Origin of the sequence: Allostigmatella hybrida (genome assembly GCF_020103775.1) — a bacterium.
In the GTDB taxonomy this organism is placed as follows: Bacteria; Myxococcota; Myxococcia; order Myxococcales; family Myxococcaceae; genus Hyalangium; species Hyalangium aurantiaca.
This window is the reverse complement of record NZ_JAHXBH010000004.1, coordinates 353,355-369,626: the sequence shown is the minus strand read 5'-3', so window position 1 is coordinate 369,626 and position 16,272 is coordinate 353,355. Positions and strand designations below refer to the sequence as shown.

General features: G+C 69.3%; 16 protein-coding genes. 6 read left to right on the top strand and 10 right to left on the bottom strand.

Features of this window, described 5'->3' with window-relative positions:
• The first annotated feature begins 68 nt into the window (after positions 1 to 68).
• Positions 69 to 1,028 (top strand): isopenicillin N synthase family dioxygenase, encoded by a 960-nt coding sequence (locus KY661_RS10485; protein ID WP_225410065.1) that lies wholly within the window; start codon positions 69 to 71, stop codon positions 1,026 to 1,028.
• A gap of 10 nt (positions 1,029 to 1,038) precedes the next feature.
• Here the strand turns inward: KY661_RS10485 and gatB are convergent, their stop codons facing one another.
• Genes gatB through KY661_RS10460 form a run of 5 tightly spaced genes read right to left on the bottom strand, consistent with a single transcriptional unit; the run spans position 1,039 to position 5,958 of the window.
• Positions 1,039 to 2,484: an Asp-tRNA(Asn)/Glu-tRNA(Gln) amidotransferase subunit GatB gene (gene gatB / locus KY661_RS10480; RefSeq protein ID WP_225410064.1), complete on the bottom strand. Its 1,446-nt coding sequence runs from the start codon at positions 2,482 to 2,484 to the stop codon at positions 1,039 to 1,041.
• 9 nt (positions 2,485 to 2,493) lie between these two features.
• A complete protein-coding gene (gene gatA, locus KY661_RS10475; protein ID WP_225410063.1) occupies positions 2,494 to 3,954 on the bottom strand; it encodes an Asp-tRNA(Asn)/Glu-tRNA(Gln) amidotransferase subunit GatA in 1,461 nt (486 codons plus the stop codon).
• Positions 3,955 to 3,958: 4 nt separating this feature from the next.
• Entirely contained in the window at positions 3,959 to 4,246 is a 288-nt protein-coding gene (gatC, locus tag KY661_RS10470; RefSeq protein ID WP_225410062.1) for an Asp-tRNA(Asn)/Glu-tRNA(Gln) amidotransferase subunit GatC, read from the bottom strand.
• A 12-nt stretch (positions 4,247 to 4,258) separates the two neighbouring features.
• On the bottom strand, positions 4,259 to 4,585 hold the full coding sequence (locus KY661_RS10465) for a TFIIB-type zinc ribbon-containing protein (RefSeq protein ID WP_225410061.1): 327 nt from the start codon (positions 4,583 to 4,585) through the stop codon (positions 4,259 to 4,261).
• A gap of 11 nt (positions 4,586 to 4,596) precedes the next feature.
• Positions 4,597 to 5,958, bottom strand: coding sequence for a tetratricopeptide repeat protein (locus KY661_RS10460; protein WP_225410060.1), 1,362 nt, complete (start codon positions 5,956 to 5,958; stop codon positions 4,597 to 4,599).
• Positions 5,959 to 6,136: 178 nt separating this feature from the next.
• Here KY661_RS10460 and KY661_RS10455 point away from each other — a divergent pair, with 178 nt between their 5' ends.
• The 3 genes from KY661_RS10455 to KY661_RS10445 are packed head-to-tail and all read left to right on the top strand — an operon-like array spanning position 6,137 to position 10,738.
• Positions 6,137 to 9,139: an FtsK/SpoIIIE family DNA translocase gene (locus KY661_RS10455; RefSeq protein WP_225410059.1), complete on the top strand. Its 3,003-nt coding sequence runs from the start codon at positions 6,137 to 6,139 to the stop codon at positions 9,137 to 9,139.
• 10 nt (positions 9,140 to 9,149) lie between these two features.
• A complete protein-coding gene (locus KY661_RS10450; RefSeq protein WP_225410058.1) occupies positions 9,150 to 9,434 on the top strand; it encodes an antibiotic biosynthesis monooxygenase family protein in 285 nt (94 codons plus the stop codon).
• Between the two features lie 50 nt (positions 9,435 to 9,484).
• On the top strand, positions 9,485 to 10,738 hold the full coding sequence (locus KY661_RS10445; RefSeq protein WP_225410057.1) for a THUMP domain-containing class I SAM-dependent RNA methyltransferase: 1,254 nt from the start codon (positions 9,485 to 9,487) through the stop codon (positions 10,736 to 10,738).
• Here KY661_RS10445 and plsY read toward each other — a convergent pair.
• The gene (gene plsY, locus KY661_RS10440; RefSeq protein WP_225410056.1) at positions 10,655 to 11,233 is read right to left on the bottom strand and encodes a glycerol-3-phosphate 1-O-acyltransferase PlsY; all 579 of its coding nucleotides are present in this window, start codon (positions 11,231 to 11,233) and stop codon (positions 10,655 to 10,657) included. The two genes, KY661_RS10445 and plsY, sit on opposite strands and share 84 nt — an antisense overlap.
• Positions 11,234 to 11,240: 7 nt before the next feature.
• Complete coding sequence (locus tag KY661_RS10435) at positions 11,241 to 11,672, bottom strand: DUF2752 domain-containing protein (RefSeq protein WP_225410055.1); 432 nt, start codon at positions 11,670 to 11,672, stop codon at positions 11,241 to 11,243.
• Between the two features lie 91 nt (positions 11,673 to 11,763).
• Here KY661_RS10435 and KY661_RS10430 point away from each other — a divergent pair, with 91 nt between their 5' ends.
• Positions 11,764 to 12,318, top strand: coding sequence for a DUF4920 domain-containing protein (locus tag KY661_RS10430; RefSeq protein WP_225410054.1), 555 nt, complete (start codon positions 11,764 to 11,766; stop codon positions 12,316 to 12,318).
• 3 nt (positions 12,319 to 12,321) lie between these two features.
• Positions 12,322 to 12,918, top strand: coding sequence for a hypothetical protein (locus KY661_RS10425; protein WP_225410053.1), 597 nt, complete (start codon positions 12,322 to 12,324; stop codon positions 12,916 to 12,918).
• Between the two features lie 6 nt (positions 12,919 to 12,924).
• On the opposite strand, the gene KY661_RS10420 is transcribed toward KY661_RS10425, so the two are convergent.
• The 3 genes from KY661_RS10420 to KY661_RS10410 all read right to left on the bottom strand — a co-directional run bounded on the left by KY661_RS10420 (position 12,925) and on the right by KY661_RS10410 (position 16,264).
• On the bottom strand, positions 12,925 to 13,836 hold the full coding sequence (locus tag KY661_RS10420; protein ID WP_225410052.1) for a hypothetical protein: 912 nt from the start codon (positions 13,834 to 13,836) through the stop codon (positions 12,925 to 12,927).
• Entirely contained in the window at positions 13,826 to 15,427 is a 1,602-nt protein-coding gene (locus KY661_RS10415) for a radical SAM protein (protein ID WP_225410051.1), read from the bottom strand. Before KY661_RS10415 ends, KY661_RS10420 begins: the two co-directional genes overlap by 11 nt.
• A gap of 105 nt (positions 15,428 to 15,532) precedes the next feature.
• The gene (locus tag KY661_RS10410; RefSeq protein ID WP_225410050.1) at positions 15,533 to 16,264 is read right to left on the bottom strand and encodes a hypothetical protein; all 732 of its coding nucleotides are present in this window, start codon (positions 16,262 to 16,264) and stop codon (positions 15,533 to 15,535) included.
• Between the last annotated feature and the right edge of the window lie 8 nt (positions 16,265 to 16,272).

Genomic DNA, 16,272 nt, shown 5'->3' with positions numbered 1-16,272 from the left:
GTCCGTCCTGCCCGCCTGGGCAGTAGACAGAAGGACCTCCAGGCCTACGGAAGGGTAGAGTCGCGCCCATGTCCACCCGCCGCGTTCCGCTCGTTCACCTTGCCCACTACCGCTCCGGGACGCCCCAGGAGCGCGCCCGCTTCGTTCAAGTCTTCGGGGATGCGCTCAAGGAGTTTGGCTTCGTCTCGGTGGAGGGACATGGCATCGAAGATGGCCTCATCCGCCGCACCTATGCGGACGTGGAGCGCTTCTTCCAGCTCCCCGAGGCGGTGAAGCAATGCTACGCCGTCCCGGGCGGCGGCGGCCAGCGCGGCTACACCGGCTACGGCCAGGAGCACGCGAAGAACCGCACCGTGGGGGACCTCAAGGAGTTCTGGCACGTCGGACGGGAGCTGTCTGCATCCCACCCACACTTCTCCCCCCAGTACGGCCCCAACGTGTGGCCCTCGGAAGTTCCCACTTTCCAAGAGAACACGCGGAGCCTCTTCAACGCGCTCGATGGGGCCGCGGCGGTGATGCTCCAGGCCCTGGCGGAGTACTTCGGCGTGGAGCGCACCACCTTCAGCGCCATGGCGGAGGATGGCAACTCCATCCTCCGGCTCATCCACTACCCGCCCCTCAAGGAGCGCTTCATCCCCGGCGGGGTCCGCGCCGCCGAGCACGAGGACATCAACCTCATCACCCTGCTCTGCGAGGGCACCGCGTCCGGCCTGGAGCTGCTCACGCGCGATGGGGAGTGGCTGCCCGTGGACACGCTGCGCGGGCAGATCGTCGTGGACTCGGGCGACATGCTCAGCCGCGTCACCAACAACGTCATCCCCGCCACCACGCACCGCGTCGTGAACCCGCAGAGCGGCGAGCAGGACACCACCCGCTACTCCATGCCCTTCTTCGTCCACCCCTATCCGCAGTGCGTGCTGAAGCCCATTCCGGGCACCACCACCGCCGAGCACCCGGTGGCCCCGCCCCCTATCACCGCGGATGCCTTTCTCCAGCAGCGCCTGCGGGAGATCGGCCTCATCAAGTAGCCCGCGGGAGTCAGTCTCCGAGCTTCTTCTTGAGAAGCTCGTTGACGAGGGCGGGGTTGCCCTTGCCCTTCATCGCCTTCATCACCTGGCCCACGAAGAAGCCGAAGATCTGCTTCTTGCCCGCGCGGTACTTCTCGGCCTCGCCCGCGTTCTTGGCCAGCACGTCGTCCACCACCGCCTCCACCGCGCCCGCGTCGCTGACCTGCGCCAGGCCCTTCTCGGCGATGATGGCCTCCGGGGACTTGCCCTCGCGGAACATCTCCGCGAACACGTCCTTGGCGGCGTTGTTCGACAGGGTCCCCTTCTCCACCGCCCCCAGCAGCTCACCGAACTGCGCCGGCGTGAACTTGAGCGTGGAGAGGGTCACCGTGCCGCCGCTCTCGTTCAGCAGGCGCGCCAGCTCCCCCTGGAACCAGTTGGAGAGCTTCTTGTAGTCCTTGAAGTGCTGGGTGCACGCCTCGAAGAACTCCGCCAGCGGGCGCTCGGCGCACAGGAGCTTGGCGTCGTAGGCGGGCAGGCCGTACTGGCTCATGAAGCGCGTGAACTTCGCGCGCGGCAGCTCCGGCAGCCCCTGCGCCACCTCGTCGATGAGCGCGTCCGGCAGGTGCAGCGGCGGCAGGTCCGGCTCCGGGAAGTAGCGGTAGTCGTGCGCGTCCTCCTTGGAGCGCATGGAGCGCGTCTCGCCCCGCTGCGTGTCCCAGAGCCGCGTCTCCTGGTCGATTTTACCGCCCGACTCGAGCACCTCCACGTGCCGGGAAATCTCGTACTCGGCGGCCTGCTTGATGAACCGGAAGGAGTTGATGTTCTTCAGCTCGCAGCGCTGGCCGTACTGGCTCTCGCCCTTGCGCATCACCGAGACGTTCACGTCGCAGCGGAAGGAGCCCTCCTCCATGTTGCCGTCGTTCACCCCCAGGTAGACGAGCACGTCCCGCAGGGCCTTGAGGTACTCCACCGCCTCGTCCGCGCTGCGCAGGTCCGGCTCGCTGACGATCTCCAGGAGCGGCACCCCGGCGCGGTTGAGGTCCACCAGGCTCTCGCCCACGGCCGCGTCGTGCACGTTCTTGCCCGCGTCCTCCTCCATGTGGATGCGGCGGATACGGATCGTCTTCTCCCCTTCCGGGGTGTCGATGGTGAGCGCGCCCCACTCGCAGATGGGCTGATCGTACTGGGTGATTTGATAGCCCTTGGGCAGATCCGGATAGAAGTAGTTCTTCCGGCTCCACACGCTCGTCTTCTTGATGGTGCAGCCGAGCGCCAGCCCCGTGCGGATGGCGAACTCCGCCACGCGCTGGTTGAGCACCGGGAGCACCCCCGGCATCGCGAGGCATACCGGGCAGGTGTTCTGGTTGGGCTCCGCGCCGAACTCCGTGGAGCAGCCGCAGAAGAGCTTCGACTTCGTCAGCAGCTGGGCGTGGACCTCGAGCCCGATGACGGCCTGGAAATCGTTCAAGGGCATGGCGGTCCTCTAGAGCGCCGGGAACCGGCGGGTGAAACCGTGCTCGCGCTCGAAGGCGCGGCCGATGCGCAGCAGACGGGCCTCGTCGAAGGGCTTGCCGAGAATCTGCAGCCCAATGGGCAGGTTCGCCTTCGTGAACCCACACGGCAGCGACAGGCCCGGCAATCCCGCCAGGTTGCACGGCAGGGTGAACACGTCCATGAGGTACATGGACAGCGGGTCCGCCACCTTCTCGCCCAGCTTGAAGGCGGGCACCGGGGAGGTGGGCGACAGCAGGGCATCCACCTGCTCGAAGGCGCCCGCGAAGTCCTGGCGGATCAGCGTGCGGACCTTCTGGGCCCGGAGGTAGTAGGCGTCGTAGTAGCCCGCGGACAGGGCATAGGTGCCCAGCATGATGCGGCGTTTGACTTCGGCCCCGAAGCCCCGGTCCCGCGTCAGGCCGTAGAGCTCCTTCAGCCCCTTCGCATCCTTCGCGCGCTGGCCGTAGCGGATGCCGTCGTAGCGGGCCAGGTTGCTGGAGGCCTCCGCGGTGGCCAGGAGGTAATACGTGGCCAGGGCGTACTTCGTGTGGGGCAGCGACACGTCCACCAGCGTCGCGCCCATGCGCTCGTAGGTCTTCAGTGCCTCGCGCACCGCCTGCTCCACCTCGGGGTCCATGCCCTCGGTGAAGTACTCGCGGGGCACCCCCAGCCGGAGGCCGCGCACACCGCCCTCCAGGTCCTCCCGGTAGTCGGGCGCGTCGGCCTTCGCCGAGGTCGAGTCGAGCGGGTCATGCCGGGCGAGGAGCTGCAACAGCGCCGCGGTGTCCGCCACCGTGCGTGTCATGGGCCCCACCTGGTCCAGCGACGAGGCGTAGGCGATGACGCCGTAGCGCGACACCCGGCCGTACGTGGGCTTGAGCCCCACCGTGTTGGTGAGCGCCGCGGGCTGGCGGATGGAGCCGCCCGTGTCCGTGCCCAGGGCGCCGAAGACTTCACACGCCGCCACCGCCGCCGCCGAACCGCCCGAGGAACCGCCGGGGGTCCGCTCCAGGTCCCACGGGTTGTACGTCGGGCCGAACGCGCTGCCCTCGGTGGACGAGCCCATGGCGAACTCGTCCATGTTGAGCTTGCCCAGGATGGGCAGGCCCGCCTCCTTCAGGAGCCGCACCACCGTGGCGTCATACGGGGGGACGAAGCCCTGGAGGATGCGCGAGGCACACGTCGTCTCCGTGCCCTCCGTCAGGAAGATGTCCTTGAGCCCGATGGGCACCCCGTCCAGGGGGCTGGCGGGGTTGCCCGCCTTGCGGCGCGCATCACTGGCCTCGGCGGCGGCCAGGGCACCCTTCTCGTCCAGGCGCAGGAAGGCCTTCACCTTCCCATCCACCTGGGCAATGCGCGTCAGGCACGCGCGCGTGGCCTCCAGGGAGGAAACTTCCCCCGAGGCGAGCTTCGCCGCCAGCTCCAACATCGACAGTTCGGTCAGGGACATGGCCTTACTCGATGATCTTCGGGACGGCGAAGCGGGTGCCGACCTTCGAGGGGGCATTGGCCAGCCCCTTCTCCGGCGGCAGGGAGGGACGCGTCACGTCCTCGCGCAACAGCGAGGCCGCGAGCGTCGCGTGAGAGGTGGGCTCCACGTCACTCACGTCGAGCTCCTGGAGCTGGGCCACCGCGTCGAGCACCGCCGAGAGCTGCGTGGCGTAGCGCCGCTCCTCCTCGGGTGACAGCGACAGCCGGGCCAGGGAGGCCACATGACGGACCTGCTCGAGCGTGAGCTTCATCGGGGAGACCTCCTAGCGGCCCTTGAACAGGTTGAGGATGGCGCCCATCACCTTGCCATTGTTCTCCGAGCCCTGCTGCAGCACCTGCTCCAGCTCGCCCGCGTCCAGCCAGACCCCCTTGCAGTTGAAGCACGTGTCGAGCTCCACCTGCCCCTTCTTCAGGGTGTGCAGGTCCAGGCCGCACTTGGGGCACTTCATGTAGTGGAGCTTCTGGAGCTCCTCCCGCTGCTTGGCGGCCATCTGCTCGGACTGCTGGAGGGCGAGCTTGCGCTTCTTCTCGATATCCTCGCGGGCGAAGTACTCTTCCTCGGTGGACGACGGCTTGTCGAACTCGGCCATGTGGTTCTCCTTCACTGCATCAAACGCTCGATGGCGCTGCGCGCCACCTCCGCCTCGGGACCCTCCGGGAGGATCTCAAGGTACCGCTGGTAGTAGCGAATCGCTTCCGCCTTCTTTCCCTGGGAGCGGTAGGTCTCCGCAAGTCCAATCATGGCCTCCCCGTACCGGGGGTTGAGCCGGAGGGCCTGCTCGAACTCCCTGGCCGCCTCCTGGGGGTTGCCCAGGTCCAGCAGCGCCAGCCCCCGGCCCGAGTAGGGCTCCGCCCGCTCCGGTTCGAGCTCCGCCGCGTTCGCGAAGGCCTCCGCGGCCGCCACGAAGCGCTCCCGCGCCCGCAGGCGGTCGCCTTGTGCCATGTAGTAGTTGTAGTCGCGCACGGGCTCGGGCCGCTTCACCGGAGGGCTTCCCCCGTCCAGGTCTGTCCCCGCGTCCGCCTCCCCGCCCGCGTCCACCGCCTCCCCTGCATCCGCGCCCGCGTCCGCGAGGGCGCCCACATCGACGAGTTCCACCGCGTCTTCCTCCCCCCCCGCGTCCTGGGAGTCAGGGGGCACCGCCGCGGCGAGCGCCTCCCCCGCGTCCGAGGGGTCATTCCCACCCCCGGCGTCCGGGGTGGCGGGGGGGGCTTCGGCGGCGGCACGCTCCGCGCGAAGCTGCGCCTGCTGCGCCTCCTCTTTCCGGACGGACTCCGCCCGCGCCGCCTCCTCGCGTTGGGGACCCCACACCTGGAAGTAATAGAAGGCTCCGCCCGCCCCCAGGAGGAGCAACACCAGGAGCGGAAGAGGGCTGCCCCGCCGCATGGCCACCGGGCCTTGAGGCCGGGGGCTCAAATTCCCGGCACCCACCGGCGTTCCCCCCGCAGGCCCGCCCGGCTTCTGGGTCCCCAGGGCCTTGCCAAGCTCCATCTGCGCCTGAAGCAGGGAGGCCCGCTGGGCCTCATCCAGCACCTGGAAGAAGGTCGCCAGCTCCGCGATGTCCCCGAGCCGTTTCCAGTTGTCCCCCGTCAGGGAGATCTCATCATCGCGCACCACCTTGCGCTCGATGATCCACTTCTGGAGCGTGGTGAGATCCTTGAGGGAGAAGACGTTCCCACTGGCCTGGCGCACCCGCCACTCGCGGGACCGCTCGCCGGCCCCGGCGGGAGGAAGGCCCGGCTCCGGGCCCTCGTCGGGGGCCACGACGGGCGCGGAGCTGCCCAGGATCACCACCGGCGAGGACAGCTCCTGGCCTGGCTTCACCGCAAGCGTGATGAGCAGCGTTTTCTTCTTCAGGCCGAAGACGTACTGGCACGTGGGGCACTGAACGGTGAGACCGGCCTCGGGGATTCGGGCGTCCTCCAGCTGGTACTGCGACTTACAGCGATCACATCGGACGTCCATGCACCCCGCCTGCCCGCTTCGGTTCAGGCAACATACTTGCTCCGGACTGCCAAGACCTCAATTTGGAGCCCCAAACGGCCGCCGCTCAACAGGCTGGAAAGTTGACCGATCAGCGTCCCCCCCTACACTCGCCCGGGCAGTCGCTACAGCCTGCTACGGGTCTTACAGAGGGAAGGTCATGACGGCGGCAAGGAAGGGCAGGGCAGAAAAGACGGTCCTGTCGAGGCAGGAGATCGCCACGCGTCGCAAGGCGCTGGCGGCCAAGAAGATGCAAACGGGAGGCGCCAGCCGGCGTGCCATCGTGGGCGTCTTTCTCCTATCGGCTTCGATCATCTCTTTCTTGTCGGTTGCCACCTTCAGCGCGAAGGACCGCGTGGGGCCTGGCTTCCGCAACATGGTCGGCCCCATGGGCCACCTCATCGCCGAGTCCCTGCGCGGGATGCTGGGCGTGTGCGCCTACCTCATTCCCCTGTGCGGGGGCTATGCGGCGATGATCCTCTTCGTGGGGCATCGCGATCGCCGCCGGTTGCCGCAGATCGCCGCGCTGACGCTGCTGACCCTGAGCGCCTCGGTGCTCGCGCACATCTTCTTCGCCGGAGAGCCCGGGTGGGCGCACCCACCGGGCGGCGCCGTGGGCTCGGCCCTCGGTGGCACGCTGCAGAAGCTCTTCTCCACCGTGGGCACCGTCATCCTCGTCACCGCCGTGGCGGTCGCGGGGCTCATCGTCGGCACGCAGTACACCTTCCTGAAGCTGTGCGCCCTGCTGTGGGCGGGGGCCTGTGTGTTCGGCAAGCGGGCCCAGGAAGCGGGCCAGGCCTTCTGGGAGGCTCAGAAGGTGGCCTACCAGCAGCGCCAGGAGCGGGCCGCCAAGGAGAAGGAAGAGGAGGCCGCGTTCCTCGCCCAGCTCGAGGCGGACGAGGAGGAGCTGCTGGAGGCCGAGCGCGAGGCCGCGGAAGCCGAGGCCGCCGAGGCCGAGGCCATGGCCGAGGAGGCCGTGCGCCTGGCACGCGAGGCCGAGAAGGAGCAGCTGCTGGCCGCCAAGAAGGCCGCCAAGGAGACCAAGGAGCTCACCCGCGAGGCCAAGGCGCAGGCCAAGGAGAAGCCCGCCGAGCCCGCCGCGGCCCCCGTGGCCCAGGCCGAGAAGCGGCCTGCCCCGGGTGCGGATCCCGCCTGGGCGTCCTTCCTCTCCCCTACCCCCAACATCCCCTCCCCCGAGGCGGTGGCCGCCGAGCCCCTGCGCAAGCGGGACCGCAAGACGCCCAACATCGTCACCGCGCCGGCCACGCCCGCCGCCGTGTTCCCCATGTCTCCGGCGGCCTCCTCCGAAGAGGAGGAGGCGGCGCCCGCCCCCGTGGCGCCCCCCGTGGCCGCGGGCCCCTCGGCCATCGTGCCCGCGCCTGCCTCGGCGTTGGCCCGCATGCCGCTCATCGTGGAGCCCAAGGCCCCGCCCAAGCCCACCTCGCCGAAGAAGCGCGACGTGGAGGAGTTCGAGTTCGTCGGAGGCCGCAAGAGCTTCTCGCTGCCGCCGCTGAGCGTGCTCGAGTGTGACTTGAAGGAGCGCACGGCGCTGGACAAGGACACGTTCCTCGTCACCGCCGAGAAGCTGCGCGCCAAGCTGGCCGACTTCGGCATCCAGGGCGAGGTGGTGGAGATCCGCCCCGGTCCCGTCGTCACCATGTACGAGTTCCTCCCGGGCCCCGGCATCAAGGTGAGCAAGATCGCCTCGCTCTCGGACGATCTCGCCATGGCCATGGAGGCCATGCGCGTGCGCATCGTCGCCCCCATCCCCGGCAAGGGCGTGGTGGGCATCGAGGTGCCCAACAAGGACCGCGAGACCGTCTACCTCAAGGAGATCGCCGAGCAGGACGCCTTCCAGAAGAGCCAGAGCAAGCTCACCATGTGCATGGGCAAGGACATCGAGGGCATGCCGTACGTGCTCGACCTGGCCAAGGCCCCGCACCTGCTCATCGCAGGCACCACCGGCTCGGGTAAGTCCGTGGCGGTCAACTCGATGATCATGAGCATCCTCCTGAAGTCCACGCCGGAGGAGGTCCGCTTCATCATGGTGGACCCGAAGATGCTCGAGCTGTCCGTGTACGAGGGCATCCCCCACCTGCTGCTGCCCGTCGTTACCGACCCGAAGAAGGCGGCGCTCGCGCTGCGCTGGGCCGTGGAGGAGATGGAGCGCCGCTACCAGCTGCTGTCCGAGGCGGGCGTGCGCAACATCGCCGGGTACAACAAGTTCGTGGAGAGCTCCGCCACCGAGGTCAAACCCGAGAAGGCCGCCGAGGAGAAGAAGCCCGCCAAGGCCAAGAAGGTGCTCGTCGTCGACGGCACCGCGTCCAGCGACGGCCCCGGTGTGGCTGCGCCGAAGGACGACCTGGAGGACATGCGCGAGGCGGTCGAGTCCGAGGAGGACGTGCCCGAAGTCCAAGCGGAGGCCGAGGAGGACGCCGCCGTGGAGGAGAGCGCTCCCGAGGCGGCCCCGGAGAAGAAGGAGCTCAAGAAGCTGCCCTACCTCGTGGTCATCATCGACGAGCTGGCGGACCTCATGATGGTGGCCAGCCGCGAGGTGGAGACGTACGTGGCGCGCCTGGCGCAGATGGCGCGCGCCTCCGGCATCCACCTGATGGTCGCCACCCAGCGCCCCTCGACGGACGTGGTGACAGGCGTCATCAAGGCCAACTTCCCCACGCGCGTCAGCTTCATGCTGCGCTCCAAGCCGGACTCGATGACCATTCTCGGCACGGTGGGCTCCGAGGCCCTGCTGGGCATGGGCGACATGCTCATCATGCCTCCCACGAGCGCCCACCTGCAGCGCGTGCACGGCGCCTACGTCTCCGAGACGGAAATCAAGCGCGCGGTGGACCACCTCAAGGCCCAGGGCAAGCCCGTCTTCGACGAGTCCATCCTCAAGCCGCGCGACGAGGACACCGAGGGTGGTGGCGAGGAGGACGAGCTGTCCGACGAGCTGTACGACCAGGCACTCGCCACGGTGAGCGAGATGCGCGCCGTCTCCATCTCCATGCTCCAGCGCAAGATGCGCATCGGCTACAACCGCGCCGCGCGCATGATCGAACGCATGGAGCGCGAGGGCGTGGTCGGCCCCGCCGATGGCGCCAAGCCCCGTGAGGTGCTCTTGCGCGGGGTGGGCGAGATGCCCGGCGCGGGGGCGATGTAGACTCCGGGGGATGATCATCGCCATCTCCCGATTCCGGCCACCCGAGGGCCAGGGGGACGCCCTGGCCGCCCGGTTCCAGGAGCGCGCCCGGCTCGTGGACCGGCACGAGGGCTTCCTGGGCCTGGAAGTCCTCCGGTCCTTCGAGCGGCAGCCCGAGTTCCTGCTGATGACGCGCTGGCGGGACCGGGACGCCCTGAGGGCCTACCTCCAATCCGAGGACTTCCAGGCCGCCAAGGCCGCCGGGGCCGCGCAGGAGGATGCCACCTTCGCCCTGTACGAAGTCGTGGCCCAATGAGCCTCTTCCCCGTTCCCAAGAGGCCCCAGGTCCGTTAAGGGCGAGGAACCATGGCCGAACGCCTCCCCCTTTTCGCCACCACCGCTCGCGGTACCGAGGACCTCCTGGCCGAGGAGCTTCGCGAGCTGGGGGCCCGCCGCATCCGTCAGGACCGGGGAGGCGTGCGCTTCCTCGCCTCGCTGTACGAGGCCCTCCAGGTCTGCCTCTGGTCCCGCATCGCCATGCGCGTGCTCTACCCTCTGGGAGAGTTCGAGGCCCGGGGGGCGGAGGGGCTCTACGAGGCCGCCGCGAGCGTGCCGTGGGAGGAGCACCTCACGCCGGACCACACCTTCGCGGTGGAGGCGACGTTGCGCGACAGCGAGCACAGCCACTCGGGCTTCGTGGCGCTCAAGGTCAAGGACGCCCTCGTGGACCGCATGCGGGGCACCCTGGGCTCCCGGCCGGACGTGAACACACGGGAGCCGGACGTGCGCGTGGTGGCCCACCTGGCGAAGGAGAAGCTGTCGCTCTCGCTGGACCTGTGCGGAGAGCCCCTGAACCGCCGCGGATACCGCGTGCGGCCCACGGCGGCGCCGCTCAAGGAGACGCTGGCCGCCGCCCTGCTGCGCGCGGCGAACTACACCGGTGAAGAGCCGCTGGTGGACCCCATGTGCGGCTCCGGCACGCTGCTCATCGAGGCGGGCTTCATCGCCCGGCACCGGGCGCCCGGCATCGGCCGGTCCTTCGCGGTGGAGCGCTGGCCCCACCAGGGGCCCCGGGCCCGGGAGCTGCTGGAGGACTTGCGCGCGGATGCCCGCCGCAACGAGCGCAAGGTGCTCTTTCCCATCCTGGGCTTCGACAAGGATCCCGAGGCCCTGGAGGCCGCGCGCCGCAACATCAAGGCCGCGCGGCTCGCCGAGGAGATTCAGGTGGCCGAGGGCGATGCCACGAAGCCCCTGCCCCTCCCCAAGCCCGGGGGGCTGCTCATCACCAACCCGCCCTATGGTGAGCGCATCGGCACGGGCGGCCAGAAGGGCATGAAGTCCTTCTATTTCAAGCTCGGAGAGAGCTTCCAGGAGCTGGATGGCTGGCGCGCCCACATCCTCTCCGGCAACCCCGGCTTCGAGAGCGCCTTCCACGCCCGGCCCTCCAGCCGCCGCGAGGTGTGGAACGGCCCCATCGAGTGCGAGCTGCTGGGCTACCGGCTGGGCAGTTGGGGCGCGCCCCTGGCGGAACGGCGCTCAGAAGCGGCGCTCGGTCCTTCGAAGCAGACGCCCGATGTTGCCCCGGTGCGTCCAAAGCATGAAGGCGAAGAGGAGGCCTGAGAGGAACGCGTACTCGGGCGCGGCGGCGGTGAACGCCGCGGTCCCCACGGCGGCCGCCCCCGCCGAGAGCGAGCCCAGCGAGCTCATCCGCGCCACCTTCACCACGAGCGCGTACACGGCCCCGCCCACGAGCGCCGCCAGGGGCACCAGCACGAGCAGCACGCCCAGCGCGGTGGCCACGCCCTTGCCTCCGCGCAGCTTCAGCCACACGGGGAAGCAATGGCCGAGAAACGCCGCCAGCCCCACGAACACATGGGCCCGGGGCTCGCCCGGCATGAGCTGCAAGGCCAGCAGCACCGGCAGCGCCCCCTTGAGCGCATCCAGCGCCAGGACGAGCCCTCCGGCCTTCTTGCCCGCCACCCGCGCCACGTTGGTGGCGCCAATGTTGCCGCTGCCCTCCGCGCGGACATCCACGCCCCGCGCCCAGCGCGTCACCAGGACGCCGAAGGGAATGGAGCCCGCGAGATACCCCAGCAGGATGAGGGCGGTGAGCACGTCGGGCTCAGGTCAGCAGGTGAGGAAACTTCGTCTTCACCACCACATAGGCGTAGTTGACGAAGAGGAGGATGGGGAAGGCCACCCGCAGCCAGGTCCACTCGCGGGGGGACAGCTCGATTTCGGGCACCGGCATCTTGAAGGCCATGTGCAGCACCATCACCACCGCGGCCAGGGCGAACAGGAGCGCCCCCACCGTGCCCATGGGATTGGCCTCCCACGCCCCCACGAAGTTGAAGTGGGCCACCCGGTCGGCCACACGGGTCAGCCCACAGCCGAGGCAGGGCCAGCCTGTCGACTCGCGAAGCACACAGCCCCAGAAGGGAATGAGCTTCGCCACGGGGACATAGCGGCCAATGAGCAGCCCGATGAGTCCCACCAGGCCGAGCACATCCACGGTGCCGAACCGGCGATTCGGCGGAGGAAAGAAAACCTTCACGGGAACAGTCTACCCTGGAAGCGGTCCAGGAGTGGACGGCGGCGGGCCGCTGTCTTGCCCGGACAAAGACTTTTGGGCTATTCGCATGGACATGAAGACGCTCCGTTCCGCCCTGCTGATGCTGGCCGCTGTTCCCTGCGTGGCGCTCGCGGGTGAGCCGTCCGCCGCCCCCGCTTCCCCGAAGGCCGCCAAGGCCGCCGAGGCGGAGTGCCACCACCCCACGCCGCCTCAGGCCGCCACGCCGAAGGATGGCTGGACCCTGACGCGCGGCGAGCCCCTCAAGGGCGCCCAGGCCGTGAAGCTGGCCGACGTGCTGGCCAAGCCCCAGGCGCACGACGGCAAGACGGTCCTCCTGGAGGGCCAGGTGCGCAAGGCCTGTGAGCGCAAGGGCTGCTGGATGGAGCTGGCGGCCTCGCAGGATGCCAAGAGCCCGGGGGTGCGCGTCACCTTCAAGGACTACGGCTTCTTCGTCCCCGTGGACTCCGCGGGCTCCGCGGCCCGCGTGGAGGGCGTGGTGAAGGTGGCGGAGCTGAGCGAGGCCCGCGCCAAGCACTACGAGTCCGAGGGCGCGATGGTTCCCCGGGGCAATGACGGCAAGCCCCGCGAGGTGCAGCTCGTGGCCACCGGCGTCGAGCTGCGCCGCTAGGCAATGGTGCGCAGCTTCAGCATGAGGGGCGTGCAGGGCGCGGCCGACCGGGCCGTGCAACACGCCCGGAACTGGATGCTGGAGACCGAGCCGGGCTCCCGCATTCATGACGTGCAAGAGGACCCGCGCTTCCAGCACCGGGGCGTGGACCTGCTCTGGGAGCTGCCCTCCGGAGAAGTGCGGGGCATCGAGGTGAAGGGCGACCGCCAGGCGCGCCGGCGCTACTGGTTCGAGCTCGTCTCCAACGTGGAGAAGGACACCCCGGGCTGCTTCCTCTACAGCTCCGCGGATCTGCTCGTTTACGTCTTCCTCGCCCAGGCCCAGCTCCATGCCCTGCCGCTGAAGAACGTGCGGGAGTGGTTCCTGCCGAAGGCCAAGGAATACCCGCTCAAGCACACGACGACGAAGACGGGCGCCATCCGCTACACCACGGTGGGCGCGGTGGTGCCCTGCCACGAGGTGGCCGATGCGGTGCCCGGCGTCCTGTGCGTGTCCCTGAAGCGGGGCGCGGGCAAGAGTGCCGCGCCCGCGCAGGGGGCTGAGCGCCAGGAGGGCCCCGAAGCCGAGGCCCTCGCTCCCACGGGAACCGGCGCGAAGTAGCTCGCGTCAGCCGTGCCGGTGCCCGTGCCCCGGGTGCATCTGGTCATGCATCGCGCTGAGGCGCGCCATGTCCCGGGCCACTTCCTGCTGCGAGCCCCGGTCGCCCGTGGTCTTGAAGATGTGCTCCAGGCGCGAGCAGAGATCGATCGCCAGGTGGATGTCCCCATCCTTCTCGGCCTGCAGCATGACGGGCCGCGCGTGCGCCGCCGCCTGCGGATAGGCGCCCAGGTGGATCAACCCATCCACGGAGAGCAACCGGCTGAGCTGCGTCCGGGACGTGTCGGTGATGATCTGCTCCAGGCTGGCGATGGCCGGGTCGCGCTCGCCCTTGGCCGCGCGCACGATGGCGCTGGCGATGCCCTTGCGCTCGGGCAGGAGGAACTCCTCCAGGTCCGCGAAGGCCTCGCCATGCTGGGGGTGCCCAGCCTTGGTGAGCGACTCGGCCAGCGAGTCGAACGTCTCGGCGATCTTCTCGTTGAAGACGCCCAGCGCGCGCTCGATGAACGGCTGCTTGGGCTGGCCCTTCTCATCCAGGGGCACCTTCTGGCGCACGGCGCTCATGCGCTCGAACGCGGCCCCCAGGGGCGCATCCTGCATGCCGCCCAGCAGCTTCAACGCCGACTGCATCACCTCGACCAGGCTCTCGGAGAGCTCCCGGGGCGCGAGCCGGTCGGGAACCCACCGGCGCCACAGCTCCTCGGCCGCGCCGAAGGGGAAGACCTTGAAGGGGCCCGTGCCCTTCCACTTGGAGCCCCACTGCTGGGCGATGTCCGCCGGCCAGACCGTCTCGGAGAGCGTCCGGAAGTCCGCCTCGGTGGTGGGCGCCCCATAGTGCCCCAGGGTCCCGAGGATGGCCTCCGTCGAATACCCCTGGAGGCCCTTGTTCTGCCATGCCTTGTCCACGCGCTCAGTGCTCAACGCTGCGTCTCCTCATCGCGCCGTCCGCCGACGCCAGCGGGCCTTCTAGCAGAGCGCCCGCCCCGAGTGGGGCCACCTGAGGCACCGTGGGCCAGACGGTGGGATTTCGCCGCCCATCATCCACCCGGCGGGCCAGGTACGGCACGCACCCGCGCGCCTCGAAGGCCCGTTTGAAGGCGGCGAACCCTGCCCCCGCCTTCCAGGCGTCCATGGCGGCCAGCCCCGCCTCGGGGCCACATTGGGCGAGCATGTACTCCACCCAGGCCCACCGGGCCGAGGTGGGGCGCACCTCCGCCCGGCCGCGCAGCCCCTTCCTCAACCGGTCCAGCTTCGCATCCACCTCGCGGATGCCCGCGAAGGGCGCGCCATCCAGCGGGGTGTTGCGCTTGGCCACGAAGGGGGCCACCCCCAGCGCCACGGGGATGATGCGCGACAGCTCGGTGGTGAAGCGGATGAGCTCGTCCACGTCCGCGTCCTCCTCCAGGGGGAGGCCGACGACGTTGTAGACCTTGAGCTGCTTGAACCCCGCGTTCCGCGCGAAGTTCGCCGCGCGGACAATCTGCTCCTCCGAGTGCTTGCGATCCACCAGGTCTCTCATCCGCTGAGAGGCCCCATCCGCGGCCACGGTGAGGTTGGAGGCGCCGCCCCGGCGCAGGGTGTCCACCAGCTCCTGGGTGAGCCGGTCCGCGCGCAGCGAGGACACGCCCACCTCCCGGCCCGCGTCCACCAGGGTCCGCAGCAGCTCGACGATGCGCGGATGGTCCGTGACGGCCGCGCCCACCAGCCCCACGCGCCGGGCATGCTCGGGAATGAGCGACAGCACCCGCTCGGGAGGCACCGTCCGCATCCCCCCATTGGTGGTCCGCCGCATCACACAGTAGTGGCACCCCCGGGAGCACCCACGCTCGGGCTCGATGAGGAACATCGACCGCAGCTCGGTATGGGGGGTGATGATCTGCGAGCGGGCCGGGAGCCGGGCATCCATCGCCTTGGCAACGAAGTAGCGCTTGCCACCCCGCCCAGGCACCAGGAAGCCGGGCCGCTGCGCCAGGTGGTCCAGCAGGGCCTCCCGCTCCATCGTGAGGGCGGCCTCCAGCAAGGTATGGACGAGTTCTTCCGCCTCCCCCTGGAGCAGCACATCCACAAAGGGCTCCAGCGGGTCCGGATTGGAGAAGGTCAGCGGCCCTCCAGCGACAATCAGCGGGTGCCGCGCCGTCCGCTCTTCCCGGAGCACGGGCAGGCCCGCCAGCTCCAGCATCGTGAAGAGCCCGGTGAGTTCCAGCTCATACGCCACCGAGAAGGCGAGCATCGGCAGGCTGGAGACATGGGCCGCGGACTCGTAGGTGAAGAGCGGGGTCCGGGTCTTTTTGTAAGCCTCCACATCGTCCGGGAGGAAGACGCGCTCGGCGGAGACGTCCGGGTGCGCGTGGAACTCCCGGTAGATCGTCTGGTAGCCGAGGGAGCTCATCCCCACGTGGTAGGGGCTCGGGTAACACAGGGCCACCCGGTAGGGCGCCTCCTTGAAGAGCGTTCCCTGCTCGTCCGCCAGCCGTGCGCGGACTGCTTCGACGAGTGAGTACCGGCCCTCCATGTGCCTCCGAAGAAAATCCTGTCCTCTGTAAACACCGCGGCCCCGGGCAGCCACTCCCAGGGGAGGGCAACCGGGGCCACGGTCAAACGGCTTGAACCTGAACCACTACTTGAAGGAAGGAACTTCCTTGCGCGGCACGCAGAAGTTCACGACCGGGTCGCACACCACGTCGAAGATCGGGTTGACGTTGTGCGTGGGACCGCACGAATCCGGGTCCGCCGGATCGCACGGCACCGCCGGCCAGATGGCCCGCATCGTCAGATTCGCGGTGCAGGTCAGCCCATTCTGGGTCCGGCTGAAGGCGATGTCTCCGCCCATCTGCGTTCCCGGCGCGTCCGGCCGGGCCACCACCCGCACGTTGCTGTACGTGTAGGAGGCTTGCATTGCGGGCAGCACGGTCGGCGTGGTCCTCGGCGCAGCATCCACCGACGCCGTGGTCCACTCCGTCGTTCCACACAGGTCGTCGCCATCCGGCTCCGCGGCCAGGTTGCCAATGGCCGTCTGAGGATAGACGCCGTTAGCCGGCACGTTGACGGTGGCGTCATCGATCGAGCGAAGCGCCAGGGTGTTGGGCCGCAGGGCGAGCACGGCCGAGTTCTCCACCTCGGGGTCCACGTACTTGAAGACACCGACCGGCTCCCCCTTGGGGATCAGGGCGGCGCAGGCCTCGGAAATGGTCTGGCCTTCCTTCACGTCGTACCGGGCGTACCAGCTGGTCGAGTCCTGCACGATGCATCCGGCGCTGGGCTGGTCGCAGCCCGTCAACAGCAGGCTCATGCCAGCCAGAGCGGTCACGGTGGAAACGATGTTCTTGATCATGACTTTCTTGGTTCCCATCTCGGATC

Coding starts and splice junctions, on each gene's coding strand:
- KY661_RS10485 (WP_225410065.1), top strand. CDS start 69: ATGTCCACCCGCCGCGTTCCGCTCGTTCACCTTGCCCACTACCGCTCC.
- gatB (WP_225410064.1), bottom strand. CDS start 2,484: ATGCCCTTGAACGATTTCCAGGCCGTCATCGGGCTCGAGGTCCACGCC.
- gatA (WP_225410063.1), bottom strand. CDS start 3,954: ATGTCCCTGACCGAACTGTCGATGTTGGAGCTGGCGGCGAAGCTCGCC.
- gatC (WP_225410062.1), bottom strand. CDS start 4,246: ATGAAGCTCACGCTCGAGCAGGTCCGTCATGTGGCCTCCCTGGCCCGG.
- KY661_RS10465 (WP_225410061.1), bottom strand. CDS start 4,585: ATGGCCGAGTTCGACAAGCCGTCGTCCACCGAGGAAGAGTACTTCGCC.
- KY661_RS10460 (WP_225410060.1), bottom strand. CDS start 5,958: ATGGACGTCCGATGTGATCGCTGTAAGTCGCAGTACCAGCTGGAGGAC.
- KY661_RS10455 (WP_225410059.1), top strand. CDS start 6,137: ATGACGGCGGCAAGGAAGGGCAGGGCAGAAAAGACGGTCCTGTCGAGG.
- KY661_RS10450 (WP_225410058.1), top strand. CDS start 9,150: ATGATCATCGCCATCTCCCGATTCCGGCCACCCGAGGGCCAGGGGGAC.
- KY661_RS10445 (WP_225410057.1), top strand. CDS start 9,485: ATGGCCGAACGCCTCCCCCTTTTCGCCACCACCGCTCGCGGTACCGAG.
- KY661_RS10430 (WP_225410054.1), top strand. CDS start 11,764: ATGAAGACGCTCCGTTCCGCCCTGCTGATGCTGGCCGCTGTTCCCTGC.
- KY661_RS10425 (WP_225410053.1), top strand. CDS start 12,322: ATGGTGCGCAGCTTCAGCATGAGGGGCGTGCAGGGCGCGGCCGACCGG.
- KY661_RS10415 (WP_225410051.1), bottom strand. CDS start 15,427: ATGGAGGGCCGGTACTCACTCGTCGAAGCAGTCCGCGCACGGCTGGCG.
- KY661_RS10410 (WP_225410050.1), bottom strand. CDS start 16,264: ATGGGAACCAAGAAAGTCATGATCAAGAACATCGTTTCCACCGTGACC.